17 protein-coding genes are annotated in these 18,074 nt (G+C 43.8%); 12 read left to right on the top strand and 5 right to left on the bottom strand.

What is annotated here, in order from left to right; genetic code table 11:
* Nucleotides 1-21 precede the first annotated feature (21 nt).
* Nucleotides 22-1,521, top strand: coding sequence for an acetyl-CoA carboxylase biotin carboxylase subunit (accC, locus tag DR864_RS17150; protein WP_114068131.1), 1,500 nt, complete (start codon nucleotides 22-24; stop codon nucleotides 1,519-1,521).
* A gap of 68 nt (nucleotides 1,522-1,589) precedes the next feature.
* On the opposite strand, the gene DR864_RS17145 is transcribed toward accC, so the two are convergent.
* Nucleotides 1,590-2,003, bottom strand: a complete 414-nt coding sequence (locus DR864_RS17145; RefSeq protein ID WP_114068130.1) for a DoxX family protein — start codon at nucleotides 2,001-2,003, stop codon at nucleotides 1,590-1,592.
* A gap of 118 nt (nucleotides 2,004-2,121) precedes the next feature.
* Between DR864_RS17145 and DR864_RS17140 the strand changes: the two genes are divergently transcribed.
* From DR864_RS17140 to DR864_RS17120, 5 genes are all read left to right on the top strand, one after another.
* Nucleotides 2,122-2,502 carry a DUF8478 family putative metalloprotein gene (locus DR864_RS17140; RefSeq protein ID WP_114068129.1) on the top strand — a complete coding sequence of 127 codons (381 nt, stop codon included), beginning with the start codon at nucleotides 2,122-2,124 and terminating at the stop codon, nucleotides 2,500-2,502.
* A 94-nt stretch (nucleotides 2,503-2,596) separates the two neighbouring features.
* On the top strand, nucleotides 2,597-4,891 hold the full coding sequence (locus DR864_RS17135) for a TonB-dependent receptor (RefSeq protein ID WP_114068128.1): 2,295 nt from the start codon (nucleotides 2,597-2,599) through the stop codon (nucleotides 4,889-4,891).
* Nucleotides 4,888-5,352, top strand: a complete 465-nt coding sequence (locus tag DR864_RS17130; RefSeq protein ID WP_114068127.1) for a thioredoxin family protein — start codon at nucleotides 4,888-4,890, stop codon at nucleotides 5,350-5,352. Before DR864_RS17135 ends, DR864_RS17130 begins: the two co-directional genes overlap by 4 nt.
* Before the next feature lie 79 nt (nucleotides 5,353-5,431).
* Nucleotides 5,432-5,830, top strand: a complete 399-nt coding sequence (locus DR864_RS17125; RefSeq protein ID WP_114068126.1) for a group III truncated hemoglobin — start codon at nucleotides 5,432-5,434, stop codon at nucleotides 5,828-5,830.
* 166 nt (nucleotides 5,831-5,996) lie between these two features.
* Nucleotides 5,997-6,308 carry an isoamylase early set domain-containing protein gene (locus DR864_RS17120; protein WP_114070338.1) on the top strand — a complete coding sequence of 104 codons (312 nt, stop codon included), beginning with the start codon at nucleotides 5,997-5,999 and terminating at the stop codon, nucleotides 6,306-6,308.
* Nucleotides 6,309-6,364: 56 nt separating this feature from the next.
* Here the strand turns inward: DR864_RS17120 and DR864_RS17115 are convergent, their stop codons facing one another.
* Nucleotides 6,365-6,784, bottom strand: coding sequence for a hotdog fold thioesterase (locus DR864_RS17115; protein ID WP_114068125.1), 420 nt, complete (start codon nucleotides 6,782-6,784; stop codon nucleotides 6,365-6,367).
* Between the two features lie 139 nt (nucleotides 6,785-6,923).
* Here DR864_RS17115 and DR864_RS17110 point away from each other — a divergent pair, with 139 nt between their 5' ends.
* A complete protein-coding gene (locus tag DR864_RS17110; protein ID WP_114070337.1) occupies nucleotides 6,924-7,559 on the top strand; it encodes a histidine phosphatase family protein in 636 nt (211 codons plus the stop codon).
* 2 nt (nucleotides 7,560-7,561) lie between these two features.
* Complete coding sequence (pyrF, locus tag DR864_RS17105; RefSeq protein ID WP_114068124.1) at nucleotides 7,562-8,461, top strand: orotidine-5'-phosphate decarboxylase; 900 nt, start codon at nucleotides 7,562-7,564, stop codon at nucleotides 8,459-8,461.
* A gap of 16 nt (nucleotides 8,462-8,477) precedes the next feature.
* Here the strand turns inward: pyrF and DR864_RS17100 are convergent, their stop codons facing one another.
* Nucleotides 8,478-9,035 (bottom strand): pseudouridine synthase, encoded by a 558-nt coding sequence (locus DR864_RS17100; RefSeq protein ID WP_114070336.1) that lies wholly within the window; start codon nucleotides 9,033-9,035, stop codon nucleotides 8,478-8,480.
* A 99-nt stretch (nucleotides 9,036-9,134) separates the two neighbouring features.
* Entirely contained in the window at nucleotides 9,135-10,319 is a 1,185-nt protein-coding gene (locus DR864_RS17095) for a thiolase family protein (protein ID WP_114070335.1), read from the bottom strand.
* A gap of 97 nt (nucleotides 10,320-10,416) precedes the next feature.
* On the opposite strand from DR864_RS17095, the gene DR864_RS17090 reads away from it, so the two are divergent.
* Together DR864_RS17090 and DR864_RS17085 are read left to right on the top strand one after the other, a co-directional pair.
* Nucleotides 10,417-11,316 carry a DMT family transporter gene (locus tag DR864_RS17090; protein WP_114068123.1) on the top strand — a complete coding sequence of 300 codons (900 nt, stop codon included), beginning with the start codon at nucleotides 10,417-10,419 and terminating at the stop codon, nucleotides 11,314-11,316.
* A gap of 89 nt (nucleotides 11,317-11,405) precedes the next feature.
* The gene (locus tag DR864_RS17085) at nucleotides 11,406-12,788 is read left to right on the top strand and encodes a DUF2254 domain-containing protein (RefSeq protein ID WP_114068122.1); all 1,383 of its coding nucleotides are present in this window, start codon (nucleotides 11,406-11,408) and stop codon (nucleotides 12,786-12,788) included.
* A gap of 55 nt (nucleotides 12,789-12,843) precedes the next feature.
* Here the strand turns inward: DR864_RS17085 and DR864_RS17080 are convergent, their stop codons facing one another.
* Nucleotides 12,844-13,815 (bottom strand): aldo/keto reductase, encoded by a 972-nt coding sequence (locus DR864_RS17080; RefSeq protein WP_114068121.1) that lies wholly within the window; start codon nucleotides 13,813-13,815, stop codon nucleotides 12,844-12,846.
* A 162-nt stretch (nucleotides 13,816-13,977) separates the two neighbouring features.
* Here DR864_RS17080 and DR864_RS17075 point away from each other — a divergent pair, with 162 nt between their 5' ends.
* Nucleotides 13,978-16,431 carry an AsmA-like C-terminal region-containing protein gene (locus DR864_RS17075; protein WP_114068120.1) on the top strand — a complete coding sequence of 818 codons (2,454 nt, stop codon included), beginning with the start codon at nucleotides 13,978-13,980 and terminating at the stop codon, nucleotides 16,429-16,431.
* A 186-nt stretch (nucleotides 16,432-16,617) separates the two neighbouring features.
* The gene (locus DR864_RS17070; protein ID WP_114068119.1) at nucleotides 16,618-18,036 is read left to right on the top strand and encodes an inorganic phosphate transporter; all 1,419 of its coding nucleotides are present in this window, start codon (nucleotides 16,618-16,620) and stop codon (nucleotides 18,034-18,036) included.
* Nucleotides 18,037-18,074 lie beyond the last annotated feature (38 nt).

The following is an 18,074-nucleotide window of genomic DNA, read 5'->3' as shown; positions in this document are numbered from 1 at the left end:
TATATAATCTAATGATTCCCAATGCCTTCTATAAAAAAAATCCTTGTAGCCAACCGTGGTGAAATTGCGTTGCGTGTGATGCGCACCGCCCGTGAAATGGGCATCAAAACAGTAGCCATATATAGCGAGCCTGACCGTACGGCCTTGCATGTTAGATACGCCGACGAGTCGGTGTGTATTGGCCCAGCGGCCTCTTCAGAGTCTTATTTGAGAGGCGACAAAATCATTGAAGTGTGTAAGCAGTTAGGAGTCGATGCAATTCATCCGGGATACGGGTTTTTATCGGAAAATGCCCGCTTTTCGCAAATGGTAAAAGACGCAGGATTGATTTTTATTGGCCCGTCGGCGCAGAGCATTGAGATTATGGGCGATAAATTATCGGCCAAACGAACCGTTGCAAAGTATAATATTCCGATGGTGCCCGGCACGCCCGATGCGGTTGAAGACCGCGCGGAGGCTAAATTAATTGCGAATCAAATTGGTTATCCGGTTTTGATTAAAGCTAGTGCTGGCGGTGGGGGCAAAGGAATGCGCATTGTTGAGAATGAAGAAGAGTTTGATGAACAAATGGAGCGTGCCGTCAGTGAGGCTATTGCCTCGTTTGGCGATGGTGCCGTTTTTGTCGAAAAATACGTCGCATCGCCTCGTCACGTAGAAATTCAAGTGTTGGGGGACCAGCACGGCAACATCATTCATTTATTTGAGCGTGAATGCTCGGTACAGCGTCGGCACCAAAAAGTGGTGGAAGAAGCGCCTTCGTCTTGTCTGACGCCTGAAATCCGGGAAGCCATGGGTAAATGCGCCGTTGACGTGGCGCGTTCGTGTGGGTATTATGGTGCGGGAACGGTAGAATTTATTGTCGATGAAAAACTCAATTTCTATTTTCTTGAAATGAACACCCGTTTGCAAGTAGAACACCCTGTGTCGGAGATGATTACGGGCGTAGACTTAGTACGGCAAATGATTTATGTCGCAGAAGGAAAAGTCTTGGAAATCAAACAAGAAGACCTGAAAATCAATGGGCACGCGATGGAAGTACGTGTATATGCCGAAGACCCGACCAACAATTTTTTGCCAGATGTCGGAACATTACATACCTACGTTCGTCCGCAGGGGAATGGTGTGCGGGTAGACGATGGGTTTGAGCAAGGCATGGCTATTCCGATTTACTACGACCCAATGATTGCAAAATTGATAACGTATGCGGCTACGCGTCAGGAGTCTATTGATAAGATGGTAAGGGCCATAGATGAGTACGAAATCACGGGCGTACAAACGACGTTGGGCTTCTGTCGATTTGTGATGTTGCACGAAGCATTTACTTCGGGTCAATTTGATACCCATTTTGTGAAGCATTATTTTACTCCAGAAGTACTCAAAAAAGGCATAGATGAAGAGGAGGCCCAAATTGCGGCGGCGTTGGTGGGGTATTTGATGGAGCAGTCAAAGAAGCCAGTTAGTGGCAGCACGGGTGCGGCAGTACCCGTTAAAAGTAAGTGGAAAGCCAACCGGATGAACTAATCGTAAAAGTATAGTACATTTTATACGCCGCTAAAGACCGAGAGATTGGGCGCTTTAGCGGCGTATTCTTAAAAGGCGTACAAGACAAACCCGGCCATTGTCATCAGAAAGTAAGGCACTAATGCCGCTGCTCCTGCATAATCCTGCGCAACTCGTTGGCCAAAAAATAGACACACCAACGATAACCCTCCCAATCCCAGGCCAGCCGCCGCCACGCTGTTACCCGCGTCGTGTCCAAGTAGCAGTAAGAGTAAGCCAATTAAAGAGGTGACACCTGCCGATGTTTCGAGCAGGGTAATGACGGGCATCAGTAAACCAACGGTAGAGGCAAGGGGCGATTTTTTGAAATGGTCTTTAAAATAATCGAGATTGCCTTGATAATGAAAGACTTTGTCCAAGCCCGACTGGGTGAATAGAATTCCATTAAACGCTGCAAAAAAGAGTTTGGAAAGTAGTAATACAGAAAATCCAAAAAGTTCCATAGAAAGTAATGTTGTAAGGGTGAGACGCGTGTAAATTTCGCGGTTTTTGGCAATTATTTTGTGGATTTAAACTTTTTATCAAATAACGTAGTTAAATTTACGAAACAACACCATCTCCATGCTCTTCAGTCAGCGCATACGAAAAACAATCGCCAATGGCATCTTGGTGCTTTTTGCCCTGATGCTCCTGAATGGCATTGTATTCCGGCACGCGCACAAGCTCTCGAGCGGAAAAATAATTACCCACGCCCACCCTTACAAACCGTCCAATCCTAATACTCCTTTTCAGCCCAACGACCACTCCAGCAACGAGATTTTTTTGCTGGATACTGTCACCAATGCGGTGTTTGTGGGATTGACCTTAACGGTAGCTTTGGCAAGCGTCAAAATCAGTCAAATCTTTTTTCTGCAAAATCAGTCCTTCTACTTATTAACGGCCTATCGTAAGCCATTCTTTGGCAATTTCTCCCACCGAGGCCCGCCTACACATCAGTGTTAATGATTTCATTTCTTTAATGGATTTCCATGTCAAAACCTGCAATATGGGATTGGTGTGGATGTATTGCATCATTATTTATTTACGCTGATTCTCAATGAAGAAACTATATACATTGCTGGCATTTGTGCTAGTACAACTTTCTGCGTATGCCCAAACAGGAAGTATTAGAGGTACTGTGACCGTAAAAGGAAAACCACTTGAGTTTGCTACGGCAGCCCTTAAGGGTACACCATATGGTACTACCACCAATGAATTAGGGGTTTTTGAACTTAAAAATGTAAAATACGGAACGTATCAGTTGGTTATATCTTCTATCGGATACCGCAACATCACCAAGGCGGTGACGATTTCGGAAGCGAAGTTTTTTCAGGAACTTACCCTGCAAACCGAAGAATTGGAAAATTCGCTCAGTGAGGTAGTGGTTACAGGAACCATGAAAGAAGTATCAAAGCTTGACAGTCCCGTTCCCGTTGAAATTTACACGCCTGTTTTTTTTAAGCGGAATCCAGTTCCAAACTTATTTGAATCACTGCAAAACATCAACGGGATTCGCCCACAGTTGAACTGTAACGTTTGCAACACGGGCGATATCCACATCAATGGCTTGGAAGGGCCTTACACCATGATTATGATTGACGGAATGCCCATCGTTTCGGGCTTGTCAACGGTGTATGGTTTGAGCGGAATTCCGAGTGCGCTTATCGAGCGGGTAGAAATTGTAAAAGGTCCTGCATCAACGCTTTATGGCTCTGAAGCGGTAGGTGGTCTGATTAATGTTATCACTAAAAAACCATCGTCAGCTCCTTTGGTATCGGCTGATGTCATGGGAACTTCATGGTCTGAGTTTAATACTGATTTAGGCGTAAAATACCGGTTAGGTGAAAAAGTCCAATCATTGTTTGGTCTAAACTACTTTAATTTTCAGCAGCCCACTGATAAAAACGGAGACGGATTTACGGATATTACCCTTCAAAATCGTATTTCATTATTCAATAAATTTAGTGTTGAACGCAAAGACAATCGTTTGTTTACGGTAGGTGCCCGCTACGTGTACGAAGACCGTTGGGGAGGTCAAACCCAATGGACACCCAAATACCGAGGAAGTAATGAAGTGTATGCTGAAACGATTCAAACCAAACGATGGGAGGTGATAGGAGCGTATCAATTGCCTATCAAAGAGAAAATCACGTTTCAATTTTCGGCCAACGGCCACAATCAGGATTCATACTACGGTACTACTCCCTTTAACGCCTTGCAAACGATTGCTTTCGGACAGTTAACGTGGGATAAGAAAGCGGGAGAAAATCACGATTTGCTGATTGGCACTGCTCTTCGCTACACACATTACGACGATAATACTCCTGCCACCGCAATTGATGGTCGGAATGCGCCTTCTGTTGTGAAACTCCCCGGAATATTTGCTCAAGATGAAATTTCCCTGAATGCCAATAACAAATTGTTGTTAGGACTTCGCTATGACTACAACTCCATTCACGGAAGTATTCTGACGCCCCGTTTAAACTACAAATGGACCTCCACGGACAAAAAAAATGTATTGCGGGCGAGTTTTGGCAATGGCTACCGCGTAGCCAATGTATTTACCGAAGACCACGCTGCCCTGACGGGAGCGCGGCAGGTGGTATTTACGGAAGAATTGAAGCCCGAACGTTCGTGGAATGGTAATGTGAACTACGTACGCAAATTCTTCCTGACAAACGGAAGCTTCATTGGTTTGGACGCCACGGCATTTTATACCTATTTCAATAACCGTATCATTCCTGATTACTTGACCGATCCTAACAAAATCATTTACAGTAATTTAGCGGGTAACGCCGTATCGCGTGGGATTTCGCTAAATGTGGATTTTTCTTTTGCTAACGGTCTGAAAGCCATGGCAGGCGCTACGGCCATGGATGTATTCCAACGAGAGGATGATGGAAGTGGGGAGTTGGTAAAAATGACGCAATTGCTGACGGAGAAATTTACGGGTGTTTGGTCTGTTTCGTACTCTTTCCAGCGCATCGGCTTGTCGATTGATTATACTGGAAATCTCTATGGCCCGATGAAGTTGCCCATTTTAGGGCCGATGGACCCACGCCCAGCGTATTCGCCTTGGTGGAGCTTACAGAATATTCAATTGACCAAGAAATTTAACAACGGGCTGGAAATCTATGGAGGTGTAAAGAACCTGCTCAACTTTACCCCAACACGCGATGCCATTGCCCGGGCCTTTGACCCTTTTGATAAACAGGTGACTTTTGGTGCCGACGGGCAGGTGATTCCGACGCCCAATAACCCCAATGCGTTGACGTTTGACCCCTCGTACGTGTATGCACCCAACCAAGGTATTCGTACATTTTTGGGAATTAGATATAACTTATTCAAATGAAAAAAGGCATTCTCCTCCTGATTTTTGCTTGGTTTGGGCTTTATACCACTCAGGTAGAAGCCCAAACTCTACAATGGACGTCATTCGAGCATCTAAATGATAGCTTGCGTAAAGAGCGCCGTCCTTTGCTGATTTTTATCCATACAGATTGGTGTAAATATTGCAAAATGATGGAATTGAAAACATTTACCGAACCCGAGCTTGTGAAGGTGTTAAACTCCCAATTTTACTGTTTAGACCTTAATGCCGAAGATGCCCGTACAATTCTGTTTTTAAACAAAAAGTATAAATTTAAACCTACAGGCGTCAATACGGGGGTGCATGAATTGGCGGAACTGCTGGGAACCGATAAAGGTCGGTTGACATATCCTACCACGGTATTTTTTGACCAACATCTGCAATTGCAAAATAGAATGGTGGGAGCCGTGGAAGCCAAACAGTTGCAGCAGTTTTTTGAATGATTAGGCATTTTTACATGATTTTTGTCATTACATTCAACCAAGTCCGGCACCTATCTTGCCGGACATTTGTTTTTATACCATGCCAAAACTATTGGAAACCCGTGAAGATGTAGAGCTGATGGTTAATCAGTTTTACCAAAAAATTCGTCAGGATGCTGAGCTTGGGTATATTTTTGAGGAGGTTGCACACATAGATTGGGAGTTGCATCTACCAAAAATGTATGATTTTTGGGAAGGAATTTTGCTGGGAACGGCCAATTATATGGGCCGTCCTATGCCCCCTCATTTTCGCCTGACCACCAAGCATACACTTACGCCAGCGCACTTTGATCGTTGGCTTCATTTGTTTTTTGAAAACGTGGATGCCCTGTTTGAAGGTGACATTGCTGCCGAAGCCAAGTACCGTGCTTATAGTATAGCAACAATCATGAACCAACGGGTTCAGCAGGTAAATGCGCAGATTTCGGAAGAAAATTGATTTTGAAGGGGTTAGATAAAATGGTTTTTTTGGGGGTTAATTGTAATGATGAAGTTTTTAAATGTACTTTTAGAAGAATATTGATAGGTAACTAATTGGTATTCATTGACTTTAATTGTATTTATTTTATACCTTTGTGCTGCAAACCAAAACCAACAAAAACACTATGGCTATTGCAAAGCAATTTTTGAAAAGCAAACCTGTCTGCAAAGTAACGTTCTCTCTGTCTGCTGATGTAGTGGCAGATGCTAAAGATGTAGCAGTAGTAGGCGAGTTTAATGACTGGGCTGCCGAAGCCGCTACTAAATTGAAGAAACAGAAAGATGGTTCATATAAAGCAACGCTCGAATTGGAAGCTGGAAAAGAATACGCTTTCCGTTATTTGATCGACGGCGCTACCTGGACCAACGACGAAGCCGCTGACAAATATATCCCAAGCGGAGTATCTTACGAAGAGAACTCAGTAATCGTTCTGTAAGAAAAAACACTGCCAAAACGCCTCTTTCTATCTTTAGAGAGAGGCGTTTTGTTGTTTTATAGGTTGATAATAGCCATTGTTAAACGGCTGATACAAACCAGTTTGTTTTCTTCGTTCGTAATCCGGATTTCCCAGACGTGCGTCGTTCGACCAACGTGAAGAGGGGTGGATTTTCCGTATACCCACCCACTTTTTACCGCTCGAATATGATTGGCATTAATGTCAAGGCCTACGGCCTGCTGTTTGGTAGTATCGGGCAGGAGTAGGAATGATGAGAGGCTGCCAAGGGTTTCGGCCAAAACAACAGATGCTCCCCCGTGCAGTATACCAAATGGTTGATGCGTACGGTGGTCAACGGGCATTCGCGCCACTAGATAATCCTCTCCGATTTCAAGGTATTCGATTCCTAAATGGTCGCCAATGGTGTTTTTGTTCCATTGTTGAAGTTGTTCGAGTGCAATATTTTTGTTGAACATCAGGAAAAGGGGTATTTTTGTAAACAGAATTTAAGTCGGGGTCGGGTTGTTTGATTTTAGAAAGTTGACTAACATTTTCTTTCTGCACAAAACTACAAAGAACGGCCAAACATACACTAAACTTAAAATTACCCACAAATTGTCTTCTAAAACTATTTATTTGATTCGCCACGGCGAAACAGATTATAATCGTCGCGGTGTTGTACAAGGAAGCGGCATTGATGCCCATCTCAACGAACTTGGTGAGGCACAAGCAAAAGCGTTTTTTGAGGTATATAAAGACATCACATTTGATAAAGTATACACGTCAAAGTTGATCAGGACGGTACAAAGTGTACGCGGTTTTTTGGATAAGGGTCTGCCGCATGAGGCGTATGAGGGACTTAATGAGATTAGTTGGGGAGTTAGAGAGGGACGTACGCCCAACAGCATGGACAACGACTATTATCGTTGGCTGGTGACCAGTTGGCAGCAGGGAAAAACTGATTTACAGGCCGAAGGAGGAGAAAGTCCAGAAGATGTTCAAAAAAGGCAGTTGCCAGTCATTGACTTGATTCTGGCGCGCCCCGAAGAAAAAACGGTGTTGGTGGCCATGCATGGCCGGGCAATGAGGGTACTTTTAGCCACTATTTTTAATCGGCCTTTGCACTTGATGGATGAGTTTCTACACACTAATTTGGGCTTATATCTGTTGCATTACGATTACAATTCAAAAAGTTTTTCTCTACAAAAAGAAAACGATATTGCTCATTTACAATCTCTCGAAACCCTCTAATCATGAATCGTACTCAACTGATTGAACAGATAAAACGAAAAAAATCATTCCTCTGTGTTGGCCTTGATCCTGATTTAAAAAAACTCCCTAAGCATATTCTCCGTGAGCCAGATGCCATTTTTGAGTTTAACAAACGGCTCATCGACGCCACAGCCCCTTATGCCGTAGCCTATAAACCCAACATTGCTTTTTATGAAGCCCTTGGGCCCCGAGGTTGGAATAGTTTGCAGCGTACGTTAGGGTACATACCCAAGGATTGTTTTACCATTGCCGACGCCAAACGTGGTGATATCGGCAATACTTCTTCTCTCTACGCTCAGGCGTTTTTTGATAAAGGTTCTTCGGGAATGTCGTTTGATAGTATCACGGTAGCACCTTATATGGGGCGAGATTCGGTCATTCCTTTTTTGGAATTTAAAGATAAGTGGGTGATTTTGTTGGCCTTGACTTCCAACGAAGGCAGCGTTGATTTTCAAACCATGATGATGAACCCCAAGCTTTCCCGTAACGACGACGATGATTTTGGGCTTTCCAACAGTCAGGTTGTGCTGGATAACGAAAACGAATATTTGTTTGAGCGGGTCATTCGGGTATCTCAACAGTGGGGGGGCAATGACCGCCTTATGTATGTTGTGGGGGCTACGCAGGCACCCATGTTGCAACAAATCCGTAAGCTTGCGCCTGAGCATTTTCTGTTGATTCCAGGCGTAGGTGCGCAGGGTGGCAGCTTGGAAGAAGTATGTAAATACGGCATGACTAAAGAATGTGGATTATTGGTCAATGCTTCGCGGAGCATTATTTATGCGTCTTCAGGGATTGATTTTGCCCAAAAGGCAGGTGAAGAGGCAAAGCGAATGCAACAGGAAATGGAGCAACAATTGCAAGCGTTTAAGATAATATAAGACAATGGAGTGGTTGTTATTTGTTGATTTTTAACTTTTTAAACAACCATTCCTTCTCTACTTCAACTACTTCGGCGGGCTGTATTGTGCCCAGCTTAATATCTTCAATGGCCCAACGGACTAGGCGTAGCGTAGGAAACCCCACGGCTGCGGTCATCCGCCTAACTTGGCGGTTTTTTCCTTCATGAAGCGTAAGTGCTATCCAACTTGTCGGAATGCTTTGGCGGACTCTAATCGGTGGAGTGCGCGGCGGTAGGGGCGGTTCGTTGACCAATAATTCAACCTTTGCGGGAAGCGTTTGGTGCGGATTGCCGTCTATCGAAATTTTTACCCCTTTTTGAAGCTCCCCAAGGGCGGTGTCTGTAATTTGTCCGTCTACCTGCACAAAATAGGTACGCTGATGTTTGAATTTTGGATTTAGCAAACGGTTGTTGAGAAAAGTATCGTTTGTTAATAGAAGCAGACCTTCACTATCGGCATCTAGCCGACCGACGGGGTACACATCTTTGGAAAAATCAAAGGGAAGATCCGCCAATGTAGCTTTGTCGCCTTCTCGCGAAAACTGGGAAAGCATACCAAACGGCTTGTAAATGAGAAAATAACGATTTTTCACCTGTAAAATAGTAAGATGCTGAAAATGAGATTAAATTTCCCAAATTCAGCATCCAATGTCTTAATTCAATTTTTCAATAATAATCGCAGATGCGCCGCCGCCGCCGTTACAAATAGCGGCAAGGCCGTATTTGCCGCCTTTTTGATTCAATACATTTTGCAGGGTGACCACAATACGCGCTCCCGAGCACCCTAGGGGATGGCCTAACGATACTGCGCCACCAAACACGTTGGTTTTTTCATGCGCGATGCCCATTTCTTTCATAAATGCCATTGTCACTACCGCAAATGCCTCATTTACTTCAAAATAATCAATTTGATCGGTAGTAAGGCCCGCTCTTTTGAGGGCTTTGGGAGCCGCCACCGTGGGAGCAGTTGTAAACCATTCTGGCTCATGCTCGGCATCGGCAAAGGAAACAATGCGGGCCAAAGGAGTAATGCCCAATTCTTTTACTTTTCGCTCGCTCATCAAGACCAGGGCAGCCGCACCGTCGTTGATGGTGGAAGAATTCGCCGCCGTTACGGTGCCGTCTTTATTGAAAGCGGGCCGTAGCGTCGGAATTTTATCGAATTTAACGTTTTTGTATTCTTCATCTTGTTCCACAACGATGGCATCCCCTTTGCGCTGAGGGACTTCGACCGAAATCACTTCTTTATCAAAGTAGCCCGCCTGCCATGCTTCAGCGCTGCGTTGATAGGAAGCGATGCTAAAGGCATCCTGCTCCTCTCGCGTGAAACCGTATTTGACGGCGGTAGCGTCGGCGCATACACCCATGGCCATGCCGCCGTAAGCATCAACCAAACCATCCTTGGCCAGTCCATCAATAAAAGTGCCGTTGCCGTAGCCATAGCCGCCAAAACGGGCTTTGTCGAGATAAAAAGGAGCGTTTGACATGCTTTCCATACCACCTGCAACCACCACGTCGGCTTGACCTAGGAAAATATCCTGTGCGCCCATCATCACGGACTTCATGCCAGAAGCGCATACTTTATTCACGGTTGTGCAGGTAGCGTATTTGCTGAGGCCTCCTAAAATAGCCGCTTGACGCGCGGGAGCCTGCCCAAGATTGGCGGATACCACGTTGCCCATGTAAACGGCTTCTACCAGTTGTGGGTCGAGGGAAAGCGAAGACAGCGCGCCGCGAATGGCTGCCGCGCCTAAATTCGTAGCTGAAAGACTTGATAATGTGCCACCGAAGCTACCAATAGGTGTTCTAACGGCCGAAACAATGTAGACGGATTGCATTAGCGTTGATGAGTTGAAGTGATTTTGGAATGAGTATTCATGCCTGATTTTTTTGAAAAGCAAGAACCAAAGGTAAAGGTTTTTCAGTTTAGTCAATATGTCTAAAACATACTATTGGTTGGGGGCCGCAATGGTTTTTGTAGCGGCTTTTTGCTTTGCACTCAAAGGAATATTTATCAAATTGGCGTATCGTTATGAGATAGATACCATTTCACTTTTGACACTCAGGATGGGGCTTTCGTTCCCTATTTATGCGTTTTTTGCCTTTCGCCTTACCGCCCAAGAAACCAATATTCGGTTTACCCTAAAAGATTGGTTGTGGGTGGCAGGTTTAGGAATTACGGGGTATTATTTTTCAAGTTATTTTAATTTTTTGGCGTTTAATTACATCAGTGCGGGGTTAGAACGAATCCTCTTGTTTACGTATCCTACGTTTGTATTGGTTATTAACGCCATTTTTAGAAAAAAACGTGTAACCAAATTGCAAATGGTGGCCTTGGGCTTAACCTACTTTGGGATTTTGTTGGCATTCCTGCAAAACATTGAGCCAGGGCAGCAGAAAAACCTCATTTTAGGTGCTTTTTGGGTTACGTTGAGCGGGTTGGTATACGCCTTTTATTTGGTGGGGGGCGATAAAATTATTCCAAAAGTAGGCTCACAGAAATTTACGAGCTACGCCATGATTGCCGCCACCATTCCTACCATTTTACATTGTTATGCTGTCAACGGCCTCGATATTTGGCACTATCCGCCGCAGGTCTATTGGATTGGAATCACGATGGCCATCGTGGTTACGGTACTGCCCACGTTTGCGTTGGCGGAGGGAATCAAGCGGGTAGGGGCAGGAAATGCGTCTATTATTGCCAGCATTGGCCCCATTTTTACAATTTTTCTGGCTACCACTATTTTAGATGAACAAATTACAGCCCTTCAGATTTTCGGAACATTGCTGGTGCTTGTGGGGGTATTTCTGATAAGTTGGAAAGGTAAAAAGTGAATTAGGAAAATGCTGATAATCGCCTAATTTTGACCCGATTTCATTTTGTCGTACGCTTCAACCTTGGAGTTGTTGTTTTTCTTAATCGTATGTTTTTTCGCCGCATTTATCAATTTCATGAACGAATCAAGTCAAATTGGCTGTGGTTGGTTTTGACTTCTTACCTGATTACTGCTTTTTTGACGCTTGGTCTCCACGCTTGGCGACCGGGGGAGGTGGGAGTGCTTTTAGATGGGTTTTTGACGGCTCTGGCTGGCATTTTAACCACAATTGTAGTGACTACTTTCTCGTTTGTATTTGTGGCACTGCAATTGGCTTCGGTTCAGTTTTCACCGCGTATCATACGGTCTTTTTTTGAATATGATCAATTCAGCCGCTTTTTTCTGTGGTCATTTCTGGCGTGTGTAGCGTACTTGATGGGTTTACAATATTTTGGGTGGTCAGATGCGGCCTTGATTTATCCCAAATTCGGGATTGTAGGTAGCTTTTACCTGATTATAATGGTGTTCCCGTTATTCATTCACCATATTATTGGCAACATCAACGCATCCAGTATTACGCATAACATTGCCCTTCGAACCGTTCGAGAAATCGACGAATTGTACGATGCACTGCCGCCCCTGCCTGAAACAGAAACGGTGATTCGGATTAGGTCACCCATCAGCGGGTACTTGGATTCTTTGCGGTATCAAAAGTTAGCCCAAATTTTTCCCGATGACCGTCATATCAAAATGGAGGTGCGTCCGCATATTGGCAGTTTTGTGATTCAGGGAGGAATTTTAGCCGAAATAAAGTGCCCTTCTGAGAAAAAAAACCTTTTTAAGGACTTAGAAGAAGAAATGGCGGCTTGTTTTGTGGTAGATAAATTTCGCAGTTATAAACAAGATATTCCCTTCGGAATCAGGCAATTGGTCGATATAGCCATTAAAGCCATCTCACCAGCCGTCAATGACCCAACTACTGCCCTAAACTGCCTTGATTATCTAGGAACAATCATCGAAAAAGCGGCGTTGAGCGAAACGGTCTCGAAAGAAGCAAAACTGTTGGCCGAAAAGAATATTTTTATTCGGGAATTTAATTTCGAACAACTCGTGGATTTGGCCTTCGATCAAATTTATTTTTGGGGAAGAGAGGATTACATCGTTGTAAGGCACATTATCAAGACCATTACCAATTTGGTGCCCTTTATGCCTACCTCTGATAGGCTTTTGGTAATAGCCCATCAAGTTGATGATTTGGAGCTACAGTACCTTCATACCATAACCACAGATTCAGCAACAAGGTACGCGGGCTCCTTTGCCAGATGCGAACACCGAAACAGTCTTCGGGATCATTTGACGGAATTTTATGAGGCCGTCATTAAACGAATCGAGGAGCTGAATGCCAAAGAAGAAAGGATTCAAAAGAAAGTGGCGGTATATAAGCGCTATCTGAAAGACTTAGATTCGAGTCGGGAAGAAGCGCGGTTTTGAAAATAAAATGCCGAAGGCATAAATAACTCCTTCGGCATTTTTTATGGTTATGCTTCTATTGACTCCAGCTAGTCGGTACGCGATCCCAGCGGTGGCTTTTGAGGTTTTCCAACAATTTTGCCTCTAATTCCGTCCCGTCAGAAGAGGCCATATTGGCTTCTACGTTACGGAGTTTGCGCATTCCTGGAATGGTGGTTGCCACGTCGGGATTACTTAAAATAAACCGCAGCGCCATTTCTGGCATGGTCATGCCAGATGGAATTAGCGGACGTAGCGCCTCGGCGTGGTCAACGCTAGAATTGAGATTTTCGGGTACAAAATACGTGGCCCGCCAATCGTTCGATGGGAACGTGGTTTCTTTGGTCATTGTTCCAGTGAGCGTACCTTCATCAAATGGCACGCGGGCAATCACGGCCACGTCCAACTCGCGGCATAACGGAAATAGATTGTCTTCTGGCGCTTGGTCAAAAATATTATAAATGACTTGCACCGACGAAATAAGCCCTGTTTTGAGCGTGTTCAGTACATTATCGGGTTCCCAGCGATTTACGCTGATGCCCCAGTGCAGTACTTTTCCGTCGCGGGTGAGTTGCTCAATCGCTTTTTGCCATTCTTCGTGCTGCGCCCAATGGTCTTCCCATACGTGAAACTGTTGTAAATCAATGGTTTCGACGCCGAGATTCCGAAGGCTTTTTTCGGTATACTCAATAATATGTGAGGCTGGAAAGCATTCTTCCAGCGGATATTCCGCTTTGGATGGCCATTTAAAGTTTTTGGGTGGGATTTTGGTAGCCAAGTACAGGCGTTGATCTGGGTGACGTTTTACTAGTTCGCCGAGGGTTCGTTCGCTTTGCCCGGCACCGTATCCCCAAGCGGTGTCAAAGAAGTTACAGCCTAGTTCGACAGAGCGATTCAACGCCTCATTGTACTCATTTTCTTCGGAGCCAGTCCACCCTGCCAGTCCCCACATTCCGTAGCCGATTTCGCTTACCTGCCAATCAGTTCTTCCAAATCTTCTATATTGCATCGTGTTGGTATGATATTTTATGTAATAAAAGTAATGTATATTGTAGTATTACTTTTATGTAAAAATGAATTTGGCACAAAGTGACCATTTTTAGTTTGTAAAGTGCTCTGTCTCAATATTTTTAATTTTCGTTTAATAGTTTGCTATTTTTCGATTTCAAGTATGTCTTTTTCCAAAACAACTCAAATAATCCTTTCCCTAATTGGCGCGTTAGCGGTTCTAGTGGGAGGTCTGTTGACTTGGGCCTACCAATACCGTGATGATGCTTTTCAGTACATTCTAAAAGAGGCAAATCAAAATATTAATGGTCGGCTGACGGCTCGTGATTTTGGTTTTACTCCTTTTGCTAACGGCATTGGCTTTTCTTTCTCACTTTTTGACGTTCATTTACAAGATACGGCTTATACCAGCCATCGTACAGAACTTCTTTTTATTCAGCAATTTACGATTCAAGTAGATATGAAAAGTCTGTTTAAAAAAGAATTTCAGATTAAATCAGTTTGTTTGAAAGAAGGTAAAATCAATATTCTTGTCGATAAAGAAGGATACAGTAACCTCAGCGTTTTTCGTCCACGAGATAGCTTGTCTGTTGCCAAAAAAACAGACCCTGCATCTCTCAATAAAGTGATTGGAAATTTAAAGGATGTGTGTTTCAAAAACGTGTTATTCTCTTTGGAAAATATCCGCAAAGACCAACACATTGCCTTAAAAGCAGAAGATTTGACCAATTACGTCAACCGGAGGGATACGCTTTGGGAACTGGAGTTGAAAGGGAAAGTCTATTTTGATGAAATGGCGTTCAATAAAAAACGGGGTGCGTTTCTGAGCCATAAACCCACCGAATTGGATATGAACATGACGTTCAGCTCTCAAACGTCCTTTTTGCGCATTTTTCCTTCCAAAGTCAAAGTCTATGACGATACGTTTGAGTTGAAAGGCAGCTTTGATTTTGCGCCTCAGGGCCACGCTCACCTTGAAATTAAGACCGATACGATTCACGCGACACGGGCCCTGGCGATTATCCCTAAACGGCTAGCCGATACAATCAGTCGGTTTAATATTTTGCCCGTCGTAACTGCTACCGTTCGGTTGGATGCACCCTTGTTTCAACGGGAAAACCCGATGGTGTCAATTGATTTCCAGACCAAAACATTTAATTATGAAAGCCCGATGGGCGCTATCCTAAACGTAGTAGCAACGGCGCATTTTACCAATCAGGCCAACCCTGCGCTGCCGGCAAGTGACCAAAACTCCCGCCTGATTGCCAAGCATGTAACGGGCCAGTTGTATGGGAATATCCCGCTGAATACATTTTTTACGGTCACTGATTTTGAGACGCCCTTTCTATCCATGGAAGGTAACTTCAAAGCAGATTTGCCTCAATTAAATTCATTATTTGACGAAACTTACTTTAGATTAAACTCAGGAAAAGCGCTTATTAGCTATTGTTATACGGGCAAAATGAACCCTATTTTTAACGAAAAAACCAATGAATTGAACGGGAAGTTGGACGGGAATGCCAAACTTGAAAATGCGGCTTTTACGTATTTCCCCCAGCGAATGAATTTTACACGTATGTACAGTTCTATCCGATTCAATGAAAAAATGGTCGATTTGTCCTACCTGCATTTTAACCACCGACGTAACAAAATTCGAATAAGTGGCAAAGTGACGGGGCTGTTGCCTTATGCGTTCAATTCGTCCGATAAAGTCAATGGATACATAGCTCTGTTTACGCCAGATTTGGGCTTGGATTGGATTAGGGACTATAACAAAACGATTTCCAGAAAAAACAATAAACTTTTTACCAAATTAATTGCCAAAATCGCGTCACAGCTTGAATTGAAGGCGGTGGTGATGGCTAAAAAAGTGCATTATCGTAAATTTGAAGCTACAAATGTAAAGGGGCACATCTATTTCAGTGAGAAATCAGTAAAATGCGAAAACGTAAAAATGCATGCCTTTGGAGGTGATTTTCAAGTCACTGGAGGAATTGAGGATTTTGACCGTCCAGTGCACCGTCTTTATGCGCGGGGAAATGTAAATCATGCCGACGTCCAAAAGGTTTTTTATGCGTTTGAAAATTTTGGCCAGACCACTATTTCGGACCGTAATCTCAGTGGCAAAATCAGCACTGATTTCACTTATAGCAGTCAACTGACGACTTCATTTAAGTTTGTGCCCGCGAGCATGAAAGGGCGCCTTTCATTTGAGCTTTCCAATGGTGAATTGAATCATTTTGAGCCGATTCAACGGATTCAACGAATCTTTTTCAGAAAAAGAGATTTTGAGAATGTGCGTTTTGAGAACATTAAAAACCAGTTTATTCTTCAGGGGCAAGAGCTAAACATGGAGCAAATGAAAGTGGAATCCAGCGTACTTACCTTTTTTGTGGGAGGCACCTACAGTTTTAGAGATAAAACAGATTTGTTGGTGCAGGTACCGCTAAGCAACCTGAAACGGAGCAACGATGATACCATAATGCATAACTTAAATGGAAATAATTTAGTCATTAGGGCTTTGGACGAAAAAGGGGAAATCAAATTGAAATATCAATTGGATTGGCGCAAGAAGTTAAGACGGGCCGACCGACCAGAGTCATCGCCTTTCAACTAAGATAACCTTTGTTTTTGAAAGATGGTGTTAACAATTTCTTAACATACGCCTCAAAAGTTTACTTTACCTTTGCCTTCAAAACCTAGCTTAATAAATACATAAGTAGATAGTTTACATAGGTGTAGGCCTTTAAGGTATCAAAAAGAAGGCAAAAGTGAACTATAAACGATAAACTACGAACTCCCCATGTTTGGCTTAGAAACAGACATTTTTATTCTTCTCTGTATTTGCATTTTATGCGCCTGCGCTTTTGAATTTGTTAATGGTTTTCACGATACCGCCAACGCCGTCGCCACCGTTATTTACACCAATTCCCTCAAACCCACCACCGCCGTTATCTGGTCGGGTTTCTGTAATTTTTTGGGGGTTATCTTGGGAGGGATTGCCGTGGCAATGGGAATTGTGAACCTTTTGCCCGTTGAGTTGCTCATTGACCAAAATGTATATCACAGTATCGCTATGGTGCTTGCGTTGTTATTGAGCGCCATCATCTGGAATTTTGGGACTTGGTATTTCGGATTGCCTTCTTCTAGTTCTCACACGTTGATTGGCTCTATTTTGGGGGTAGGTTTGGCGTTTTCGGTGATGCCCGAAGCCACCGACGGGGCAGGAGTAAACTGGGGCAAAGCCACCGAAATTTTTGGGTCTCTATTGTTATCGCCGCTGGTTGGGTTTAGTTTGGCCGTTATTCTCATGTTTGTATTGCGGCGTGCCCTGAGCAAAGAAGCCCGTGAACAAGTATTTAGTGAACCAAAAAAGAACCAAAAGCCGCCGTTGTGGATTCGGATTGTGCTGATTGTAACATGTACAGGGGTAAGTTTTTTCCATGGTAACAACGACGGTCAGAAAGGGGTGGGGTTGGTCATGCTAATTTTGATTGGTATTGTACCCACGTATTTTGCGCTTAACAATGAAGTAGATCCTAAGTCACTGAAGCAAAACTTGGTGACTATCGAACAAACGCTGGCGAAAATTGATACTACATTACTGGGAATCGAAGAAAAAAAACAACTCTCAAAAATCAGAAGTAGCAGCAATGACCTTAATACCTTAGTGGCACACACCACAGAAGGGAAAATACGGCAGGATGAGCGCCTGAATGCGCGCCGCGACATATTGGTGATTAACAGTAATTTGAAAAAACTGACAGAAAGTGCTTCGGCTAACCTTAGTGAGCAGGATAAAGCGTCCATCAAAGAAAATACGGATGATAAAAAAGGCCTGCGGCGATATACTGATTATGCACCTTTTTGGGTCGTTCTGATGATTTCACTTTCGTTGGGTTTGGGTACGATGGTGGGTTGGAAACGTATTGTTGTGACCGTGGGCGAAAAAATAGGTAAGTCGCATCTTACCTATGCGCAGGGAGCATCGGCAGAGCTGGTAGCTGCCAGTACCATAGGCTTGGCTTCTGGGTTGGGACTTCCCGTGAGCACTACCCACATGCTCTCGTCGGGGATTGCGGGCACGATGGTGGCCAGCAAAGGAATCAAAAACCTACAAGCCAAAACCGTTCGGAATATTTTGCTTGCGTGGGTTTTGACATTGCCAGTTTCTATTTTTCTGTCGTTTACACTCTACGTATTTTTCCGCTGGATTTTATAACTCAAAAATATTGACGGAAATATCTTTTAAAAACCTGA

This window comes from Runella rosea (assembly GCF_003325355.1).
Lineage (GTDB): Bacteria > Bacteroidota > Bacteroidia > Cytophagales > Spirosomataceae > Runella > Runella rosea.
This window is presented reverse-complemented; position numbering and strand designations above follow the sequence as displayed.